A 15,986-nucleotide genomic window follows, 5' to 3' on the forward strand; every position below is an offset into this window, starting at 1 on the left:
GTTCGTGCAGGCGCAGAGTGAAAACGTTCCTGCTGGGTGGCGGATCTGCCTCTGCATCATGCTTGCGCCTCCCCGTTGACAGACCGGCTACCGAACATGTCGGCCGGGCTCAGCACGCCCTCTTCCTGCAGTCGGTCCAACATCTCGCGTACCTTCGCTGGCATGAGGCAAAGGCGGTCCGCGAGCTTGGCGTCATCGCCAGGACCAACCCGGCCAGCGGCCCTCACGTGGCTCAGCACGCGCATGTAGTCCAGGTCAGGCGGAGCACTGCCCGGCATCGCGTCGGGCCGCATGGCCTGGACATCCTGCAGGGTGAGCGCCCCATCGAAAATGTCATTGCAGGCAGCTCGGATGACGTGCAGCCGAGCCGGCCGCACCAGCCCTAGGGCCTCGAGCATCGCCAACGACCCAAGCACGAAGTGCCCGTGCGCCGCCCGCGTCCTTGGGTGCTCCTGGACGTCGACCGCGATTCGGCCGACCAGCCGCATGAAGAGCGCTTCCGCCCGCTGGCTGGTGATACGGGTACCAGGTCGAGACCCGGCTACAATGCCGCGGGGCTTGGGCACCGGGCCATGGGATATGCGCTTACGCGTGGATGTCGCCGGCATGGCGGGATTTGTGGGTTGGTTCATCTCTCTCTCCTTGGCAGGAAAATGGTTCGGAGCCACACGGTTTCTGCTGGCCTGCGTCACCGTGGCGCCCCGCTCTTACTCGGGCTTACTTGATGCCGCGCGCTGGCGGCGGAATACCCAGCACTTCACCGTCACGCCTGCACCGTCGTGGACGTTGATCGCGCTGTTCACGCTCTTGTAGGCGAGGAACTTGCGCGCCCTGCTCTCGGGAAGCAGCCGCTTGAGTTCACTGATCGCCGGTATCTTGTTGATGCCGCGCTGAGTGGCGACGGCCATGAAGTGCGGCAGGCTCACGGCAAGCAGGTCGTCGTCCCTGCTGTGGTTCAGGCGGGGAATGCCTTCGCCTTCTCCGTCGAGGAAGTCGAACAGCTCCCAGAATTCCTGCACGATGGGGTGGTCCGCGTTAATCGCCTGCTGCCGCGCAATCGCCATTTCGATAAGGGCATTGCATGTGAGCTTCTTCTGCTCGGCGGTGATGGGGACGACATGATCAAGTGCATCGACCAGCGCCATCATCTGCGCATGGTTCTTGCAGATTCGCATGCTCTTGAGGTTGGGGTGTGCCTTGAGCATGGCTTCGTAGCCGGCGGAAAACTCGCTGTAGGTGTCGAGGATTTTCTTCTCTCGGCGCACCGCGGCCAGGATGAATCCGCTCACTCGGTCGATAGGCATGTTCTCTAGGCGTTTGGAGGCGACCGCGCCTTCGGCACTGTGCATGCTCTTGTCGAAGTGCAGATGGACAATTCGCTGCAGGACCGCGTCGCTCGCGTCGACAACGGCGTTCTGGCTTATCACCACGGAGCCACGGAAGGGTGGCTCGTAGGTTTCGTTGCCAGCGCTTTTCACGCCACGAGCGCGACCAATTCGGCCGTTGTACAGCGGCTTGAGCTCATCCCAATCGAATTGCTTGGCATGTAGCTTGTCGGAACCGTTGGAGCGATCAGCCTCGATCATCACCATGGGCAGATTGCCGACCTGTCCAAATGTACGCGTGCGTCCGGCTAGCGTGCTCTTCGTAGGATCGATGCCTTCATGTTCATCGCGGCCCAGCAGGCGCCACATGAATTCGATAAGAGTCGTCTTACCCGCGCCGGCCTCGCCAACCGCCTCGAGGAACGGATAGCTCTTGTCGAGGCCGCGAATCTGCTCGGCAAACAGGCTACCCAGCCAAAAGGCCAGGGCCACCATTCCCTTGACGCCAAACGCCGTCCATAGGTCCGCGAACCAGGCGTCCGAGTAGTCCTCCCGGCGCGAGTTGATGTCCAGTTTTAGGGACTGCAGCAGGCTCTTGACGTTGAGACGGCCGATCTCGAAATAGTCCTCGGCGTTGAGCTCGTAGAGGTTTCCATCCTTCACTGCGACGTCGCCGAAGATGTAGGCGCCGTGCTCCTTCGCGTACCCGACAAAGTCGATCGTCTCGACTTCCTTCAGTCCCTGTGCCGGAATCTGATCGCGCAGAAGGCGCTGCAGCTGCTCAGTCGTACCCGAGAAGAAGCAGCCGCCCGCAATGCTGGCGAGACGCTTGCCGAACTCGGCCGCAGCCATGACCTGGGCGCCGGTGAAGGTGTTCTTGACCGGCGGCTGATCGCCAGGACGCGTCACGCGGAAGTAGTACCAGCTCTCGTCGGTTACTTCGTTGCGCTGGAAATACAGGACGCGCGGATAGCCGTCGCAGATGCTATGCACCGCATTGCACTCTGAGAGGGCCTGCTCGCGCATCTCCTCTTCCGACAAGCCGGCGTCCTTGTCCTCGAGCGCGGCTTTTGCCTTTTCGTACTTGGCCAGATCGAGCTGGAACCACCACAGGCGCCGACCGAATTCAAACGGGAACTGGCTCTTGTTGCAGTGCCCGTACATCAGCATGGCTTTTGCGCTGGCCGAGCGCGCAATAAGCAGCGCGCCCTCGTACCGGTACTTCTTTATGTCGTCCGGAGAGAGGCGATCGAGCAGGTGCAGATCGTTCCAGTCGACCTTGCGCCCGGATTCCTGCGGAATCTGCGCCGCTTCGCAGTCCCAGCCTTGCGCCCGTGCCTGCTTCGACCACTTGCGGATGTAGCGCTGGCCAGCTCCGTCATCTTCTGTCCCGTCCGTATCCAGCGCCCACACCAGTGTCGGGCGGTCGCCGCCAGTTGCGGTCGCAAGCTCCGCGAGCTCGATTTCCGGGTAGTTGTTGCAGCTGAGGGCCGCCACAGCCGCAATGCCGTGCATCCACAACGCGATCGCGTCGAATATGCCCTCGACGATCCAGATTTCCTTCGCCGCCTTCAGGTCCAAGCCCGGCGGAGCCCACCAGTGCCCCTTGTAGCTCGCCCCGAAGTTGAAGCGGGCCTTCTTCTTGCCGAAGCGCTGGGGGCGATCAATGAGGCGCTCCCAGTAGCCACCGCCACGAAGCGGGAAACGGACTGTCGCTGTGCTTGCATCCAAGTCCCGATCGACGAAGCTTTCCTGCGTGTAGCAGCCGCGCAGGCGCGCGACGTCCAGGCCGCGCGCGGAGGCCAAATAGGCGTCCGCAGCGGCGTGCGGATTGCTCTCGGTCACCTTGAACCTGTCCGACCAGTTGTCGAACAGGTCCGGGTACAGCTCCTTGACGTGCCGCTCCCAGCGGCATTTGTCGATGCGACCGCATTTGATGACCCAAGGCTCGTCTGTGCGGGTGAAGAGCTCTTTCTTCTGACACTGCGGGCAGCGGCCGTCGCGCATCCAGTCGCCCTTGCCCTTCGGCTTGAGTCCGAAGTCCTGGTCGAGAAGTCGCGTGATGTCGGCGTGCAAGGATGGATTCACTGGACCGACTTCCTTGCAGCCGAAACATGGTGCGCCAGATCGTCGAGCAGTTGCTCGAACAGGCCAGAGTTGTCCGCCAGGTTGTCGCGATACACGCCGACCAAGTGCGGCGCGTACCGGCGGAGCGCGAACTGGTAGTCGCCGCTGGTGTACTCCACCGCGGCAGCTTCACCAGTGGCTCTACTCAGGAACACAGCGACCTGGCCGTGGGCGAGTACCGCATCGCACGCGCTTTGCGCGATACGGAATGTTCCCTTAGAGAGGTGGCCTAACACTCTCATGGCTCCCCCCTGTCGGAGTTGTCGTCGGCCGAGGGCGGCAGCTCCACGCCAAAGAAGCGAGCCGCCTTTTGGAGTTCGGCAAACGGGAGGTCGTACGAGATGTCGCCGATCCAGAGCGTGTGCGATCCGTAATGAGGGGCGCAGCGGACGTTCCGCATATCCTTCTTTCCCCACGCGAAGCTCAGCATTACCGATGCAGCGTCGCGCTTGCGCTTCCACAGGGTCGACCGGATGTGGTCGCCGTCGATAAAGAGATCGAGTGCGATGTCTCGAACGTTGGTGCGGAGTGAGATTCGGCGGATGGCTTCAGTCATGACCAAGCCCCCTCGCCAGCGCGACAACCATCAGTTCGGCCCAGGCGAGCGGCCACTGCAGGTACCACTGCTTGAGATATTCCCGATCCCAGTCCTGCTGGGCCTCGCGGTTCGCATTGAAGTAGTTGTCAAAGCCCTCGGCGATCTCAGCATCGCGGGCGCTGGCGTACTTGGCACCGTTTTCGCCCTCCCACGCGTCCGCGGGCTTCTCGGGCATCACGGGGGCGAACCACGACTGCGGCACCGCCGGTGCATGCGCCATGAAGTACGCGAGCAGGCTCATGCCATTGGTTCCCGGAAAGTCGCCATGAGGCGCCGCCCGGAATGCGGGCGCCTTGGCGATCTTGTCGCTGCGGGCGGTGTTCATTGCGCACCGCCTTCGCCGATGCCGGCCAGCCAAATGAGGAACGAGCTCTCGCGCAGACCTTTCGCCTGACCGCCAAGGCTCTGCAGCGCGGGAAACTGGCCTTGGGCGATGCGGCGATACAGCGTCGCTCGGCTGAGCCCGGACCGTTCCACAAGCTCAGGCAGGCGGAGCATGCGGTCGTGGGCGGGGAGCTGGGGCAGCAATGCAGTCTGAGCGCCCGCAGGCGGCTGCAGGCGGTGATCGAGGATACGGATGACTGCGGACATGGCGGCCCCCTTAGTGCACCGCGCCGCGGCGCTGTGCTTCGGCGCGTGCAATCCGCACGAGGTCACCGGCGGTGAAGGCGGTACGCACACCGGTGCATGGGTCCACCACAAACACCGCGAAGCTCGTGCTGCGCTGCATGTCGATGTGGACGTTCGTCGCCTTGGCATCGATTTCGCCGATGGCCTGCAGGGAAACAACGTTCGCCCGGTCAGCAGTCAGGCCACAACGCTCCTGCAGGAATGCCGCGCAGCGGCCGACAAGCAGGTTCCGGTCGTGGTTGAGGTGCTGGTTTTGGTTGGCGAGCAGGTAGCCGATAGCTTCCTCACGCGCATTGGTGTGGCTCATCTCTCTCTCCTTGGCAGGGTGATTTGCCGGCTAGCCGGCGGCGCGCATGGCTGCTGGCTCGGCCATGGCGTTCTCGCTGGGGGCGCGCTGCGCTCTCAGCGGAATCTGGATTTCGGGATTCGGCGTGTCGCTCGGGCACAGCGTCCGCAGGACCTCGAGCGAGGCGAGCCAGATGTGCCCGCAGGCGTCGTTCTGGCACTCGAAACGGAGCTCGGTGTAGAGCGCAGTGATGACATAGCTGGTTCGGATGCGCGCCCAGGCATTGCAGTGCGGGCAGCGGGTCCGAAGGCGGGTTACCTGGTGATCGGAACCTGAACGCGAAGCGTGATGGCCGGCACGGGTCATGCGTGATTCACTCCATCGGCGATATCAGGGTGGTCGGCTCGCTGCGCCGTCGATTCGTACACGGGCAGGCCAAGGAGGTAGATCTCCCGAGCTAGCGCCGCACTGGTCGTGCCGCGCTGTTCCACAAGGTTTTCGTGCTTCTTCAGCTCGGGGGCGAGCAGCCGGAGCGCGATCTGACGTTTTTCCACGCCCCTTGGGGCGTACCTACGGACAGGGGGTTTGCGCATGCTCGGCATGAGATACGATGGCCTGAATGTGTCACACAATTCGCAGAATACACGCAATTTGCGTGATTGCAATAGTCAGTCTGCGGAATTCACGCGTGTTGCGGGGTCATCAATGAGCAAGATCAATGCAGGTCCGGTTATCAACCGGATGCGTCAGGCGGCTGGCGTGGACACGGATATCGCTCTGGGCGCGTTGTTTGGCCTGGGGACTAGCGCGGTTTCCGGCTGGCGTCAGCGCAACAAAGTCCCTTACGAGGAATGCGTGATTCTCGCGCAGCGCAAGAGCGTGAGCGTCGACTGGCTGCTCTTTGGCATAGGCGCGCTGCACATCGCCGAGGGAGCTGCGGCGGCCGGGGAGGAAGATAGCGACCCGCGCCTACAGCGCATGCTCAGCTTCTTCCGCACTTGGATGGCAACCCATGAAGAAGATTCGAAAGCATGGCTCGAAATGCAGCTTGCGCGAGCGATACCTGAGTACGCTGACCACCTTGCCACAAGGCGCCAGAACTGACGAAACAAAAAAGGGCGGCCTCACGGCCGCCCTTTTGTTCGTAGGCAGATTCGCTCTATCCGCCATACAGCGTGATACATGCGATCACGCCGAGGCCAATGCAAAGCAGGCTGAGCAGCTTCGCGGCAAAGGACATCCGTACTCCGCTGCGAAGGCGCTCCTCATACAGCTCAGGAAGCCTCTTCGACAGACCGCGCCACGACCTGTTCAGCAGGTGCGCTCCGAGCCAGCCGGTAAGACTAGCGACAAGCAACAGATCAAAGCGCCTTGCGGGCGGCCCCATAACCGCAGCAACAAGGCAGGCGGCAATGCCGAGGATGGCGAGCAAGAACACCCATTCGCTGCGCTTATCCGGAAGTCCAAGCCATTGAGCGATCATCTACCGGTCCTCAGTTGAAACAGCCCATGCCCATATCGTTGCCCATATCATCCGAGACGTCCCAATCACCGTAGAAGTTGAAGCTGTTTGACACAGGATAATTGAACATCCCGTCAGCACTGTGCTCCGCTACGCCCCTCTGAGTTCCGGACGTGTTCGAGATGTCATTGGCGGCGTTCTGCACGCGCTCGACAACGCCCGCTGTTGTTCCACCAATAGCATCCCACGCATCCGGGTCGTTGTCTTGAATGAGGGTCGCGATCCCCGTGCCTATCGCCGACCCGACCCCCCAAGCAGCGATGAGGTTGCCGCCGGCATAGATGACCGTCTCCGAAAGCGCCGCGCCAGGGCCGAGACTACCAACCGGCGCCGTGCGGAATTCGAGATAGATTTCCTCGAGGGTCATGTAGCGGGTCGGTGCCGGCCCAGACATGGGCATGATCGTCGTCGGGATTTTCACCTCGCCAGCGGCAACGCGCGACGTGTAGAGCATCGCGACCGATGGTGAGGCGGAGCGCTGTACCGCGGCGGAGACGTCGCTAACACCGAACGTGCCCGCAACGCGCACCAAGTCCTTGGCGCTGAGGCGTGAAGCCATGATGTCCAGGAGCTTCGGCGGGCGCCCAGCATTGGACTGCTTGTACACACGGGCGATGCCCGCCAGCTCCTTGTCGGAAAGCCTGGACATAATCTGTGAGGGGGAGCCGTGGGTGAAGTTCGCTTCGACGACGTTGGCGAACTTGGCGTGAATTTCTTCAGGAGTAGTGCCTAGCGTCCTGGCCGGGCGGAGCCTCACGACATCCTGTATCGGCGGATTCGGATCTCCCTCGCCGCAGCTCGGCAACAAATTGGGATGAGGAGCCCTGGGAGTAATACCTGCGTGTGCCTGTGTGGTGCCGAAAGATGCAGCAAGAAGTGCAGCGACGAGCAAGGTAGAGCGAAATTCCATGAGTTGTTTTCCCTTCCAAAATAGCCCCCTTTCGGGGGCAAATGTTCGAAGTGAAAAACCTTTGCAGTCAACGCATTTGGGGCCGAAAAATATCGCCGATCCAGCAAGAACTTCCGTGCAAGACTCGTGAAACATCAGTGCTGCGAACGCGTGCAAGCCATCGCAAGTTATGGCTGTAGTCTTTCGCCTACAGAAAATTGAGAATTAGCGCGCACAACGCACGCTGATCCATCACCGCGCTGCGCTAGTGACCACGCATCGAAAGTGCGTGCTGCAGCAACTCTACGCTTTCGTCCGCCAAGTCGCACAAGCGCGAACGCGCGCGCTTGCGGATGCCTGGCTCGCTAGCCAAAAGAGATCGAAGATAGCGCAGCTGATGCAACGCTTCGATCGCGATGCGATCGCCGGGCACAGGTGCAGCGGCCGGCGCCCGCCGAGGCTTGAAGGGGATGACGATGCCCATCAGGCGTCCTCCCCGAGCAGCATGCGGTGGTCGAGACCCAGCAGTTCGGCCACGGATGGCAGCTCGTCGCGTTGCAGACGCCATGCTGCGCCGTCCATACGCAGCTCGTAGTGAGTTCCCAGCGATACACCGTCATGGTGCGCCTGTTGAGCCAGCAGCAGCGGCGTGGCGCTGGTCGCACTCGCGACTTGCCTCAAGGCGCCGACGTCGTCGTCATCGGGAAGCAGCAGCGTGCCACGCAGCTGCAAGCCTCGACCATCGAGCGCCGGTTCGAGAGAGAGGACCAGATGGCGACCGCCAAGCGCGCGGCTCTGTAGGTGCAGCGACCCGGCGTTGCCCGCCGGCATGGTGAAGACATTCATGCGGTACTCCTTGTGGACCGAAGGAATCCGCCACCTCGCGACCAAACGAGGGTGACGGACGACGCGCGGTTGGTCGACCGGTCACAAGGAACCGGCAGGGCCTGAGCCCTCCGCGCGCCGCCCGCCATAAACGAGCTGCCCGGCCAGTGTACAGGCATGAAAAAAGCGCCTGCTCGGGGCTGGGCGCTTACGCGCCTTGTGAGTTTCGGGCGACCAAACCCGACCGCCGAATTAGCGGCCGCGTGGTGACTGTCTCATCACGTCTCAACGGCTGTCAAGCTACTCGCTCTTCTCCGGCGCCTTGTCCACGTGCAGCGGCTTCGTTTCCAGCTCGAGCTCCGTGGTAAGTCCCGACTCGTTGACGTGGTGCTTGGCGCTCTTGATTAGCCAGTCCGTCACATCGATGTCCGGCTTGAAACCGCGCACGGAAACGTGCGTTTCCGGGTACAGCTCGGGCCGTCCGCGGGCGAGCGTGATTTCGAAGGAGGATACGCCGCGCTGCAGTCGCCGATACTCGCTGCGCGCCGCCCGCATGGCGTTCGACTTGCTCGCGTAAATGGTGCGCAGCACTTTCACGCCCTGGCCATCGTCATTGCCCACGAGCACGTCGCCGGTGTGCCCACGCCCCTTGTCCTCGTAGCGTCCGCGCACGCCGCTGTACGCACCGCGCTCCGCCGCATGCCAGCGGTGGCGATCGCCGGACGCGCGCCCGATGGTGGCGGCCGGGATGGGTTTGCCGCCCGCCGTGGTGCCTTGGCCGATCGGCGCGAAGATGAGCGCGCCGGCTTTGATGGTCGCCACCGCGTCGTAGCGCAGGCCAAGGCGCGTCAGGAAGTTGATGTCGCTCTCGCTGGTCTGGTCGATATGGTCGACGGCTTGATCGCGAAGCGACGGGTGGCAGCGCGGCGTCAGGTTGTTGCGGCCTGCCAGTTCGTCAACGATGGCGGCCACCGTCGTGTCATGCCAGCTTTGCTCGCGCTGCCCGCGCAGGCTGCTCTTCAGGTGCGCGCTGCGCGCGACAAGGGTCAATTCATCCGGCGTACCGGAATGTTCCACTTCGTCGACGGTAAATGTCCCCATGTCCACCAGGCCGGTGCTGTCCCAACCGAGCCACACGTGCAGCGTCGCGCCCCGCGGCGGGATGGCGAGCTGCCCATCGTGATCGGTAAGGCGGATATCCAGCTGGTCGGCGGTTTCGCGCCGGCAGCTAGTGACACTGAGTCCGATCAGGCGAGGCCGCAGTGTGCCGGTGAGGTCGCGCCCATCCAGGGTGACACGCCAGCGCGGAATCGGGGTGCCGGCCGTCACGCGACATTCCCCATGCGACTTCCATTGTCGATCGTCGCCATCCGCTCTGCGCTTGGATCACCGGTCGCGTCGACCTGTTCATCGTCGACGCGCTTCAGCTGCAGGGTGAAGTCGGTGCGCCGGGCCAGCCCGTCTTGCGTGAAGGCGGAGCCGCCCTCCTGCAGGCTGGTGATGATCCAAGCGCCCATCACACGGCCAGTGCCGGAAACCATCGCGTAGGCGAGGCCGGCGTCGCCCATCGCCCGCAGCGTTTGCAAGCTGTCGGCGCGGCCAGCCACTTCGGGCGCGAGCGTGCCGGTGAGGGTGAATGAGTCTTCGCCCTGTCCGATGTACTGCGTGGCTTCACGTGCCCCGACGCGGCTGTTCGACGCATGCCGCCAGGCGGTCGAACGCTGCAGCTCGTGGTACGTCAGGTTAGGAATCTCGAAAACGAACTGTCCAAGAGCCATGAGCATGGTCGGCCTCCTACTCGTCGATATCGGCGAAGCGACTGCGCCGCTGCTTCGCTGCGTCGCGATCGCGGCGATCAAGCTCGTCGCGAATTGCGCGTGCCGTGTCCTTAGCATCGCCGCCAGCCGCCGCTGGCACGGTGATGTGATAGACGTTGCTGGTGGACGCAGATGCCGACGTCGCCTTGACCGGCGTGTTGTCGAAGCGCAAGGCGTCCGTGGCCAGCACCTTCAGTGCTTCACCCTGGCCCATGCCCCCGGCACGCAGCTGCCCGTAGCGGTCTTTGAGGGCGTCCACCTGCGGCTTCATCTTCTCCGCGGCATCGATGTAGGCCGAGGTGTCGGCCGGGCCGTCGCCGAGGCCCAGCGCGCGCCGCATGGCCTGCCAGCGCTCGACCAGCCAGCGAATCTTCCCGCCGATCCATTCGAACGCTGCCACGAAGGGCGCCTTAATCGCGTCGCCGATGCTGCTCGCGTTCGTGACGATCCAGCCGATGCCTTCGCCGATCGTCGTGCCGAGCCAGGTGAACGCTTTGACCACCCAGGTGACGGCCTCGACGACGCCGGTCAGGACGTAGCCCAGCGCGCGGCCAAACACGGCGCCCGCCGACGATGCGGCGTCGAGCTGCTCCTTGGTGGCCTGCATCGGACTGAAGAGCTCGCCGAACCATCGCCACACGGATTCAAGCGACCCCACCAAGGCATCCCACAGCGGCTTGAGCGGCGACAGCGCCGCGCCCAGCGCGCCGAGTGCCGGACCCAGCACTTCGGACAATCCCTGGCCGATGCCCACGAAAAACGCCTTGATCGGCTGCCAGTACTTCCACACAAGGAAGACGACGGCGCCAATGGCGGCCGCGATCGCGAGCAAGGGCCAGCTCACGGCACCCAAGGCCAGTACGGCGCCGCGGGCTCCCATTGCGACGCGGCCAAGCAGGCCCGGGCCGGCGGCGACCGCGCCCGCGCCACCAGCGCGCGCGGCTAGGCCAAGGCCGGCGCGCCCGATGGCGAAGCGCAACAGGGAGAACTGGCCGATCAGCCCACCGAGCGTGATCATCAGGCCGCCGGCAGCGACGGCCAGCACACCAATCACCGACGCGACCAGGCCGAGCCCGCGAGCCAGAGCCGGATGGCGGTCAGCCCAGGCCGTCATGGCCTTCAACGCATTCACCATGCGAGCCAGTAGGCCCACGTAGGTCGGTAGGATCTGCTCGCCGAGCTCGCGGTAGAGGTCAGCCTTGCGCTTCTCCAGGTCGATCTGCTGACCCTGTGCCGTCCGCCCGGCTTCAGAATACAGCGCCTCCACGCCGAACGCCTTCGGCGCTGCCGCCAAGTGCTTGGCGATGTTTGCGCGCTCTAGGAACATCGATGCGAACAAGTCGCCGCCTTTGCGGCCCGAGAACAGCGAGTTGATCTTGCTGACCACCTGCTTGTCGTTGAGCTTGCCGTCCGGGTTGATCGCCGGAATGACGCGCTCCATCAGGTAGCGAAACGGGTTGCTCTCGTAGAGCTCCACGTCTTTAAGCGCGCCCGGCAGAAGCTTCGTGATGTGGCCGGTTTTGCCGTACTTCACGGCATCCTTGTTGATCAGGCCGAGCTTGGCCAGCTCTTCGGCGGACTGCTGGGTGCTGCGACCGGCGGCCCAGTTCTGGTAGGCGGTGGCCAGGCCCGTCCCGGTGCGGTGGCCTCCCATTTCCTGCATGGTGTGCAGCAGGCCGAAGAAGAACGACTGGTCGTCCAGCTGCTTCGCAGCCACGCCGCCGGTCTTGATCATGTTCAGCATGTCTTCGGAGGTGATCATGCCGCCCGAGGCCACGTAAGCCTGGGTGGCAAAGTCGACCACGCGCTTCAGCGATTCCGGCGTCTTGGCCGCGCCACGAAGCTCCGCCGTCTTGAGCAGGTCAGCGAACATCAGCTCGGCACGCTCGCCATGCCCCTCGCCGTGGCCGCCTTGGGCCATTACGGCTTCGATGCCGAACTTCATTTTGGCGAGGAATGGCGTGACTGCCTCGGCTTCGTGCATGTCGCGCAGGACCGTGTACGCCTCCTTCAGCATCTTGAGGTTGTCGGTAGCGCTGTTGCCCATGACGTCCATGCCACGAGCGAACTTCGTTGCGTCCTCGACCGCGGCGTCGCCGATGCCCTGCGCGCGCAGCTGCGCCACCTGGGTCTGAAACGCCTTTGCCTCTTCGATCGTGGGGTTGATAGCACCGAGGATGTGCCGACCTGCGGCCATCGATCCATAGCCGGCGATCGACATGTTGGCTCCCAGCGCCTGGCCCCTGGACAGGCGCGCGTCGAGCTCGCGGCGCCGGTTGGCCAGCTCCCCCTGCGTGCGCAGCTGAGCTGTCTGCTTCTCGAGCGTGGCATTGGTCTCGCGCGTCGCGGTGCGCAGGCGGACCTCTTCCGAGGCGAGCTTGGCGGTATTGACGCCGGCTGCAGCCAAGTGACCGCGAAGCGCCTGCAGCTTCGCCTGCTGGGCGTCTTCTTCGCCACGGAGCTTGCGCGCCTCAGCCGTCAGGCGGTTGAACTCCGCCCGAAGGCTCTCGGACGGCGACAAGCTGGACCGCATCTGAGAAGCAACGTCCGAGATGCGCTTCTGCAGTGCTTCCATGCGCGCCGCGGTGGTCTTCGATCCTTCCTTGAGCTTGCGGAACTCCGCGACCTGTTGCTGCGCGCGATCCAGCTCGCGGAGCCGATCCCGTGTCTTGCGGAGCGCCTCGCCGGCGGCCCGGCTGCTACCCTGGACGCGACGGAGCGGCGCGCTGACCTTGTCCAGCATCTGCAGCAGCACTTGCAGCTTGAGATCCACGTTACTCCGCTCCGTTGCGTTGGCGGGCGCGCTCGCGCCACTCGACAAGTTCAAGCAGGGTCATGTCCAACATCGCGGCAGGTGGCCAGTGGAACACGACCGCGATGTCGGCCATCGCGTCCTCTACTGTTCGAGGGACGCTTTCACACCCTTCGGCAACAAAAAACCGAGGATCTCGGCACCGATCTGCATCAGGTCCGCCGGTCCCATACTGTTCATGTCTGCGGACGTGAGCGTGGGGATCGAAATACGAGGTGCGACCTTGATGATCGCGCCCACATCGAGCTGGGAAAGCTCCGACAGGCTCACGCCGCGGAGTTCGCCGGCCATCGGGCGGCGCAGCAGGATCTGCGTGATCGACTGGTCGCCGCGCTGAATGGGGGTCTCCAGCGTGATCGTGGCGCCGTTGTCGGGCGAGGTGGTGGGATTGGTATTCTCGCTCATGATTCTCTCCATGCAGGGGAAGGGCCGCCGGGCACGGCCGGCGGCTAAGTGAGTTACAGGCCGATCGCGCGGCGCTGCTCGGCCAGGCGGTCCTTGCCGTCGACGATGAACACGAAGTTGAGCAGATCGATCTCGATCTTCGTGACGCCGTTGATCGAGAGCTTGTAGTAACTGCAGGTGGTCGTGTACTTGTGCTCGGTGTTCTCGCCGGTCTTGGAGTCGCCGAACTCGATCTCCTTGTGGCGGCCACGAACCACCACCTCGACAGCATCGACGCCACCATCGTCGTCGTGCTGATACGCACCGGCGAAACGCACGAGAATGCCGGACGCGGAGGTGATGCCGTACTGCGACAAGGCCGAATCCAGTAGGCCGCCGCCGGTCCACTCCAGGTGGATGACTTCCTGCCCCAGGTCGATTTCGACGGGACCATCCATGCCGCCGCCGCGCCACTCTTCCATCTTGCGGGAGAGCTTCGGCAGGGTGATCGAAGCCACCAGGCCGACGTAGTTGTTGCCGTCGTTGAACACATTGAAATTCTTGAGCTTGCGCGGGAGCGCCATGGCGGTGGTCCTCTAGGGTGCGGTGATTGCCGGCCACGCGCGGTGGCCGGACGATTTCAGGCGTTGATCGCTGCGGCGAAATCGGACAGGAAGCGATCCGTGATGCGCTGACGCAGCTGCAGGTTCTCCAGCGGCGGCACCGGCGTGTACTCGTAGTCGATCACGAGCTTGCCGCCCGCGAGGCTCGCCGGATCGTTCGCCGATTCCTGGTACCAGGCATTGGCGTCGATGATGTAGCCGCCGCTTTTGAGTTCGCGGAACTTGGCGTTGATGCCCTCGAGGATGTCCTTGACCAAGCTCGGGTACATGGGCTTGTCCACCGCCCACATATGGCCTTCGGCGATCGTGTCGGCCAGCACCTGAGCCGTGCGCGTGGCCGACTCGAAAACGAACTTGGGCTCGTCCGAGCAGGTGCGATCACCCCAGAACCGGAAGCCCTGGCTGTTGACCAGCGTGGTGACGCCCGCGGCGTTCAGCAGCCCGGCATCCGTCGATGGGTCCTGAAGATCCCAGCTCACGTCGATGCTGATGCCCGTGACGCCATTGACACCGACGTTCGAGAGCGTCTTCTGCCAGCCCTGCGCTTCGTCGATGGCCGCGCGCAAGCCGAGTGCATAGGCGACCGCCGGCACTTCCACCGTCTTGCTGGTCGCGTTATCCCAGGCCATGAAGTTCGGCCACAGAAGCATCACCTCGCGCTGGCTGAAGGTGGCCCGATAGGCGGTCGCCTCCGCCACGCTGGTCGCGCCATGCGCGTGTACATAGGCCATGCCGCGCAGCTTCTGCGCGATCGTCGCCAGGGCGACGGCGACCGCCTGCGTGTCGAGCCCGGGCGCGCCGATGATGCGCGGCTTCACGCCCAGGCGGCTCTGCGCCGCCAGAAGTGCCTGCGCGCCCGTGAGGCGCCCGTTGGCATCCGTGCCGCCGATCACGTTGGTGGCGGTGGCTGCTTCGTCGACGCCCTTGGCGACGCGCACGACCACCACGATCGGCTTGGTCTGCTGCGCGATCGCGTTCAGCGAGGTCGACAGCGTGCCGCCGGCGGCCGTACCGGCCTTGCCGAGGGCCGCAGCGACATCGGTCACCAGGACCGGCGTGTTGAGCGGGAACGTCGCCTGGTCTGCGTCCTCCCCGGTGGCCAAGAGGCCGATGACGGCGGTCGAGACGGTGGTGAAGGTGCGGCCGCCGTCCGTGACTTCGAGGACGCGTACGCCGTGGTGGTAATCGGTAGCCATGATGGAACCTCTCTGGGTGGGCGCTACGCGCGCAGTTGCAGGGGAACGGTGAAGGCGGTGGCGGCGCTCGAGGCGCTGTCGCTGCGCGTGCCCTGAATGGTCACGATCAGTTGACCAGGCACATCGCCGAGGTCGATGTCGACGCTGGTCAGCCGTAGCCGCGGCTCCCAGCGCATGAGCGCGGTGGCGATCGCCGCGAACACGCGAAGGCGCGTGTTTCCGGTGAGCGGTTGGTCGATCAGCCGCGGCAAGAGCGAGCCGTAGTCCCGCCGCATAACGCGCGAGCCAAGCGGCGTGCCGAGGATGTCGCCGACGCTCTGCGCGAGGTGAGCGAGTCCCTCGATGGGCTTGCCGGTGTTGGCATCCATCCCGCGCATATCAGCTCGCCACCGGCTCGCCGGATAGGCCAGGTCCGGGTTGGACGTTCTTGTGCGGATGTTTGACCAGGCTGACGCCGTTGGAAACCACGTCGACGCTGGCGGTCACCTTTGCATCGACGGTCACGTCTTCCGTCACGTGCAGTTTGCCGATGATCTTCGTGTCGCCAGTGACCTCGATCCCGCCAGGAGCGGCGATCTTCACCCTGGCGCCGTCCGGTAAGGTGGCGCGCAAGAGATGGGCTTCGGGGTCGTACACCACCACCGCGCCGTCGTCGTATACCGCGCCGTGGGCGGAATCGCTGAACCCGTCAGGCCGCCCGGCCACATCCGTGTAGAGCCCACGCAGGGCCACGCCACGTGCGGGATCGCCGCCCGGGCACAGCAGCATCACTTGCTCGCCGACAGAAGGTGCCCACCACGTGCGCGCTAAGCCGGCTCGGCCCTCGATCCACGGCACGGGGGGCGTAAGGAGTCCACCCACGCGCACACGGCACTTCGCTGCGGCGTGATCGACGGAATCGATCACGCCGCACCGAAGGAGGTTCTCTATCAGGCGCGGCAGGTCGGACATG

The 15,986-nt window shown here is 64.2% G+C and carries 23 protein-coding genes; 1 reads left to right on the forward strand and 22 read right to left on the reverse strand.

Translation table 11 applies throughout. The annotated features are described in order from the left end of the window. Positions 1-56 precede the first annotated feature (56 nt). From RKE25_RS02485 to RKE25_RS02525, 9 genes are all read right to left on the reverse strand, one after another. A complete protein-coding gene (locus tag RKE25_RS02485; RefSeq protein WP_311840688.1) occupies positions 57-488 on the reverse strand; it encodes a hypothetical protein in 432 nt (143 codons plus the stop codon). A 219-nt stretch (positions 489-707) separates the two neighbouring features. Continuing rightward, entirely contained in the window at positions 708-3,401 is a 2,694-nt protein-coding gene (locus tag RKE25_RS02490; RefSeq protein WP_311840689.1) for a toprim domain-containing protein, read from the reverse strand. Between the two features lie 8 nt (positions 3,402-3,409). Beyond that, positions 3,410-3,694, reverse strand: a complete 285-nt coding sequence (locus RKE25_RS02495) for a hypothetical protein (RefSeq protein WP_311840690.1) — start codon at positions 3,692-3,694, stop codon at positions 3,410-3,412. Then, positions 3,691-4,008 carry a hypothetical protein gene (locus RKE25_RS02500; protein ID WP_311840691.1) on the reverse strand — a complete coding sequence of 106 codons (318 nt, stop codon included), beginning with the start codon at positions 4,006-4,008 and terminating at the stop codon, positions 3,691-3,693. Before RKE25_RS02500 ends, RKE25_RS02495 begins: the two co-directional genes overlap by 4 nt. Continuing rightward, a complete protein-coding gene (locus tag RKE25_RS02505; RefSeq protein ID WP_311840692.1) occupies positions 4,001-4,375 on the reverse strand; it encodes a hypothetical protein in 375 nt (124 codons plus the stop codon). Before RKE25_RS02505 ends, RKE25_RS02500 begins: the two co-directional genes overlap by 8 nt. Continuing rightward, entirely contained in the window at positions 4,372-4,641 is a 270-nt protein-coding gene (locus RKE25_RS02510; RefSeq protein WP_311840693.1) for an AlpA family phage regulatory protein, read from the reverse strand. Before RKE25_RS02510 ends, RKE25_RS02505 begins: the two co-directional genes overlap by 4 nt. 10 nt (positions 4,642-4,651) lie before the next feature. Further along, positions 4,652-4,987, reverse strand: coding sequence for a hypothetical protein (locus tag RKE25_RS02515; RefSeq protein WP_311840694.1), 336 nt, complete (start codon positions 4,985-4,987; stop codon positions 4,652-4,654). A gap of 30 nt (positions 4,988-5,017) precedes the next feature. Beyond that, positions 5,018-5,332 carry an ogr/Delta-like zinc finger family protein gene (locus RKE25_RS02520; protein WP_311840695.1) on the reverse strand — a complete coding sequence of 105 codons (315 nt, stop codon included), beginning with the start codon at positions 5,330-5,332 and terminating at the stop codon, positions 5,018-5,020. Next, positions 5,329-5,520, reverse strand: coding sequence for a hypothetical protein (locus RKE25_RS02525; protein WP_311840696.1), 192 nt, complete (start codon positions 5,518-5,520; stop codon positions 5,329-5,331). Before RKE25_RS02525 ends, RKE25_RS02520 begins: the two co-directional genes overlap by 4 nt. 151 nt (positions 5,521-5,671) lie before the next feature. Between RKE25_RS02525 and RKE25_RS02530 the strand changes: the two genes are divergently transcribed. Beyond that, positions 5,672-6,070 carry a helix-turn-helix domain-containing protein gene (locus RKE25_RS02530; RefSeq protein ID WP_311840697.1) on the forward strand — a complete coding sequence of 133 codons (399 nt, stop codon included), beginning with the start codon at positions 5,672-5,674 and terminating at the stop codon, positions 6,068-6,070. Positions 6,071-6,125: 55 nt separating this feature from the next. Here the strand turns inward: RKE25_RS02530 and RKE25_RS02535 are convergent, their stop codons facing one another. From RKE25_RS02535 to RKE25_RS02595, 13 genes are all read right to left on the reverse strand, one after another. After that, positions 6,126-6,449, reverse strand: a complete 324-nt coding sequence (locus tag RKE25_RS02535; RefSeq protein ID WP_311840698.1) for a hypothetical protein — start codon at positions 6,447-6,449, stop codon at positions 6,126-6,128. Between the two features lie 10 nt (positions 6,450-6,459). Beyond that, entirely contained in the window at positions 6,460-7,398 is a 939-nt protein-coding gene (locus tag RKE25_RS02540; RefSeq protein ID WP_311840699.1) for a hypothetical protein, read from the reverse strand. Between the two features lie 244 nt (positions 7,399-7,642). After that, complete coding sequence (locus RKE25_RS02545; RefSeq protein ID WP_311840700.1) at positions 7,643-7,861, reverse strand: hypothetical protein; 219 nt, start codon at positions 7,859-7,861, stop codon at positions 7,643-7,645. After that, positions 7,861-8,223, reverse strand: a complete 363-nt coding sequence (locus RKE25_RS02550) for a hypothetical protein (protein ID WP_311840701.1) — start codon at positions 8,221-8,223, stop codon at positions 7,861-7,863. Before RKE25_RS02550 ends, RKE25_RS02545 begins: the two co-directional genes overlap by 1 nt. 279 nt (positions 8,224-8,502) lie before the next feature. Then, positions 8,503-9,531 (reverse strand): phage late control D family protein, encoded by a 1,029-nt coding sequence (locus RKE25_RS02555; RefSeq protein ID WP_311840702.1) that lies wholly within the window; start codon positions 9,529-9,531, stop codon positions 8,503-8,505. Beyond that, positions 9,528-9,986 carry a phage tail protein gene (locus RKE25_RS02560; protein ID WP_311840703.1) on the reverse strand — a complete coding sequence of 153 codons (459 nt, stop codon included), beginning with the start codon at positions 9,984-9,986 and terminating at the stop codon, positions 9,528-9,530. The genes RKE25_RS02555 and RKE25_RS02560 overlap by 4 nt, the downstream gene beginning before the upstream one ends. A 10-nt stretch (positions 9,987-9,996) precedes the next feature. Then, complete coding sequence (locus RKE25_RS02565; protein ID WP_311840704.1) at positions 9,997-12,792, reverse strand: hypothetical protein; 2,796 nt, start codon at positions 12,790-12,792, stop codon at positions 9,997-9,999. 1 nt (position 12,793) lies between these two features. Beyond that, the gene (locus RKE25_RS02570; RefSeq protein ID WP_311840705.1) at positions 12,794-12,907 is read right to left on the reverse strand and encodes a GpE family phage tail protein; all 114 of its coding nucleotides are present in this window, start codon (positions 12,905-12,907) and stop codon (positions 12,794-12,796) included. Between the two features lie 8 nt (positions 12,908-12,915). Further along, complete coding sequence (locus RKE25_RS02575) at positions 12,916-13,236, reverse strand: phage tail assembly protein (RefSeq protein WP_311840706.1); 321 nt, start codon at positions 13,234-13,236, stop codon at positions 12,916-12,918. A 53-nt stretch (positions 13,237-13,289) separates the two neighbouring features. Further along, complete coding sequence (locus tag RKE25_RS02580; RefSeq protein WP_311840707.1) at positions 13,290-13,799, reverse strand: phage major tail tube protein; 510 nt, start codon at positions 13,797-13,799, stop codon at positions 13,290-13,292. A gap of 56 nt (positions 13,800-13,855) precedes the next feature. After that, positions 13,856-15,034 (reverse strand): phage tail sheath protein, encoded by a 1,179-nt coding sequence (locus tag RKE25_RS02585; protein ID WP_311840708.1) that lies wholly within the window; start codon positions 15,032-15,034, stop codon positions 13,856-13,858. Between the two features lie 23 nt (positions 15,035-15,057). Further along, entirely contained in the window at positions 15,058-15,411 is a 354-nt protein-coding gene (locus tag RKE25_RS02590) for a GPW/gp25 family protein (protein ID WP_311840709.1), read from the reverse strand. Position 15,412: 1 nt separating this feature from the next. Continuing rightward, entirely contained in the window at positions 15,413-15,985 is a 573-nt protein-coding gene (locus RKE25_RS02595; protein ID WP_311840710.1) for a phage baseplate assembly protein V, read from the reverse strand. Position 15,986 lies beyond the last annotated feature (1 nt).

The organism is Dyella sp. BiH032 (assembly GCF_031954525.1).
Classification (GTDB): domain Bacteria; phylum Pseudomonadota; class Gammaproteobacteria; order Xanthomonadales; family Rhodanobacteraceae; genus Dyella_D.

What these genes read in the sequence shown, in the direction of transcription:
- RKE25_RS02485 (WP_311840688.1), bottom strand. Translation starts at nt 488, where the DNA reads ATGCGGCTGGTCGGCCGAATCGCGGTCGACGTCCAGGAGCACCCAAGG.
- RKE25_RS02495 (WP_311840690.1), bottom strand. Translation starts at nt 3,694, where the DNA reads ATGAGAGTGTTAGGCCACCTCTCTAAGGGAACATTCCGTATCGCGCAA.
- RKE25_RS02500 (WP_311840691.1), bottom strand. Translation starts at nt 4,008, where the DNA reads ATGACTGAAGCCATCCGCCGAATCTCACTCCGCACCAACGTTCGAGAC.
- RKE25_RS02505 (WP_311840692.1), bottom strand. Translation starts at nt 4,375, where the DNA reads ATGAACACCGCCCGCAGCGACAAGATCGCCAAGGCGCCCGCATTCCGG.
- RKE25_RS02510 (WP_311840693.1), bottom strand. Translation starts at nt 4,641, where the DNA reads ATGTCCGCAGTCATCCGTATCCTCGATCACCGCCTGCAGCCGCCTGCG.
- RKE25_RS02515 (WP_311840694.1), bottom strand. Translation starts at nt 4,987, where the DNA reads ATGAGCCACACCAATGCGCGTGAGGAAGCTATCGGCTACCTGCTCGCC.
- RKE25_RS02520 (WP_311840695.1), bottom strand. Translation starts at nt 5,332, where the DNA reads ATGACCCGTGCCGGCCATCACGCTTCGCGTTCAGGTTCCGATCACCAG.
- RKE25_RS02530 (WP_311840697.1), top strand. Translation starts at nt 5,672, where the DNA reads ATGAGCAAGATCAATGCAGGTCCGGTTATCAACCGGATGCGTCAGGCG.
- RKE25_RS02535 (WP_311840698.1), bottom strand. Translation starts at nt 6,449, where the DNA reads ATGATCGCTCAATGGCTTGGACTTCCGGATAAGCGCAGCGAATGGGTG.
- RKE25_RS02540 (WP_311840699.1), bottom strand. Translation starts at nt 7,398, where the DNA reads ATGGAATTTCGCTCTACCTTGCTCGTCGCTGCACTTCTTGCTGCATCT.
- RKE25_RS02545 (WP_311840700.1), bottom strand. Translation starts at nt 7,861, where the DNA reads ATGGGCATCGTCATCCCCTTCAAGCCTCGGCGGGCGCCGGCCGCTGCA.
- RKE25_RS02550 (WP_311840701.1), bottom strand. Translation starts at nt 8,223, where the DNA reads ATGAATGTCTTCACCATGCCGGCGGGCAACGCCGGGTCGCTGCACCTA.
- RKE25_RS02560 (WP_311840703.1), bottom strand. Translation starts at nt 9,986, where the DNA reads ATGCTCATGGCTCTTGGACAGTTCGTTTTCGAGATTCCTAACCTGACG.
- RKE25_RS02570 (WP_311840705.1), bottom strand. Translation starts at nt 12,907, where the DNA reads ATGGCCGACATCGCGGTCGTGTTCCACTGGCCACCTGCCGCGATGTTG.
- RKE25_RS02575 (WP_311840706.1), bottom strand. Translation starts at nt 13,236, where the DNA reads ATGAGCGAGAATACCAATCCCACCACCTCGCCCGACAACGGCGCCACG.
- RKE25_RS02580 (WP_311840707.1), bottom strand. Translation starts at nt 13,799, where the DNA reads ATGGCGCTCCCGCGCAAGCTCAAGAATTTCAATGTGTTCAACGACGGC.
- RKE25_RS02585 (WP_311840708.1), bottom strand. Translation starts at nt 15,034, where the DNA reads ATGGCTACCGATTACCACCACGGCGTACGCGTCCTCGAAGTCACGGAC.
- RKE25_RS02590 (WP_311840709.1), bottom strand. Translation starts at nt 15,411, where the DNA reads ATGCGCGGGATGGATGCCAACACCGGCAAGCCCATCGAGGGACTCGCT.
- RKE25_RS02595 (WP_311840710.1), bottom strand. Translation starts at nt 15,985, where the DNA reads ATGTCCGACCTGCCGCGCCTGATAGAGAACCTCCTTCGGTGCGGCGTG.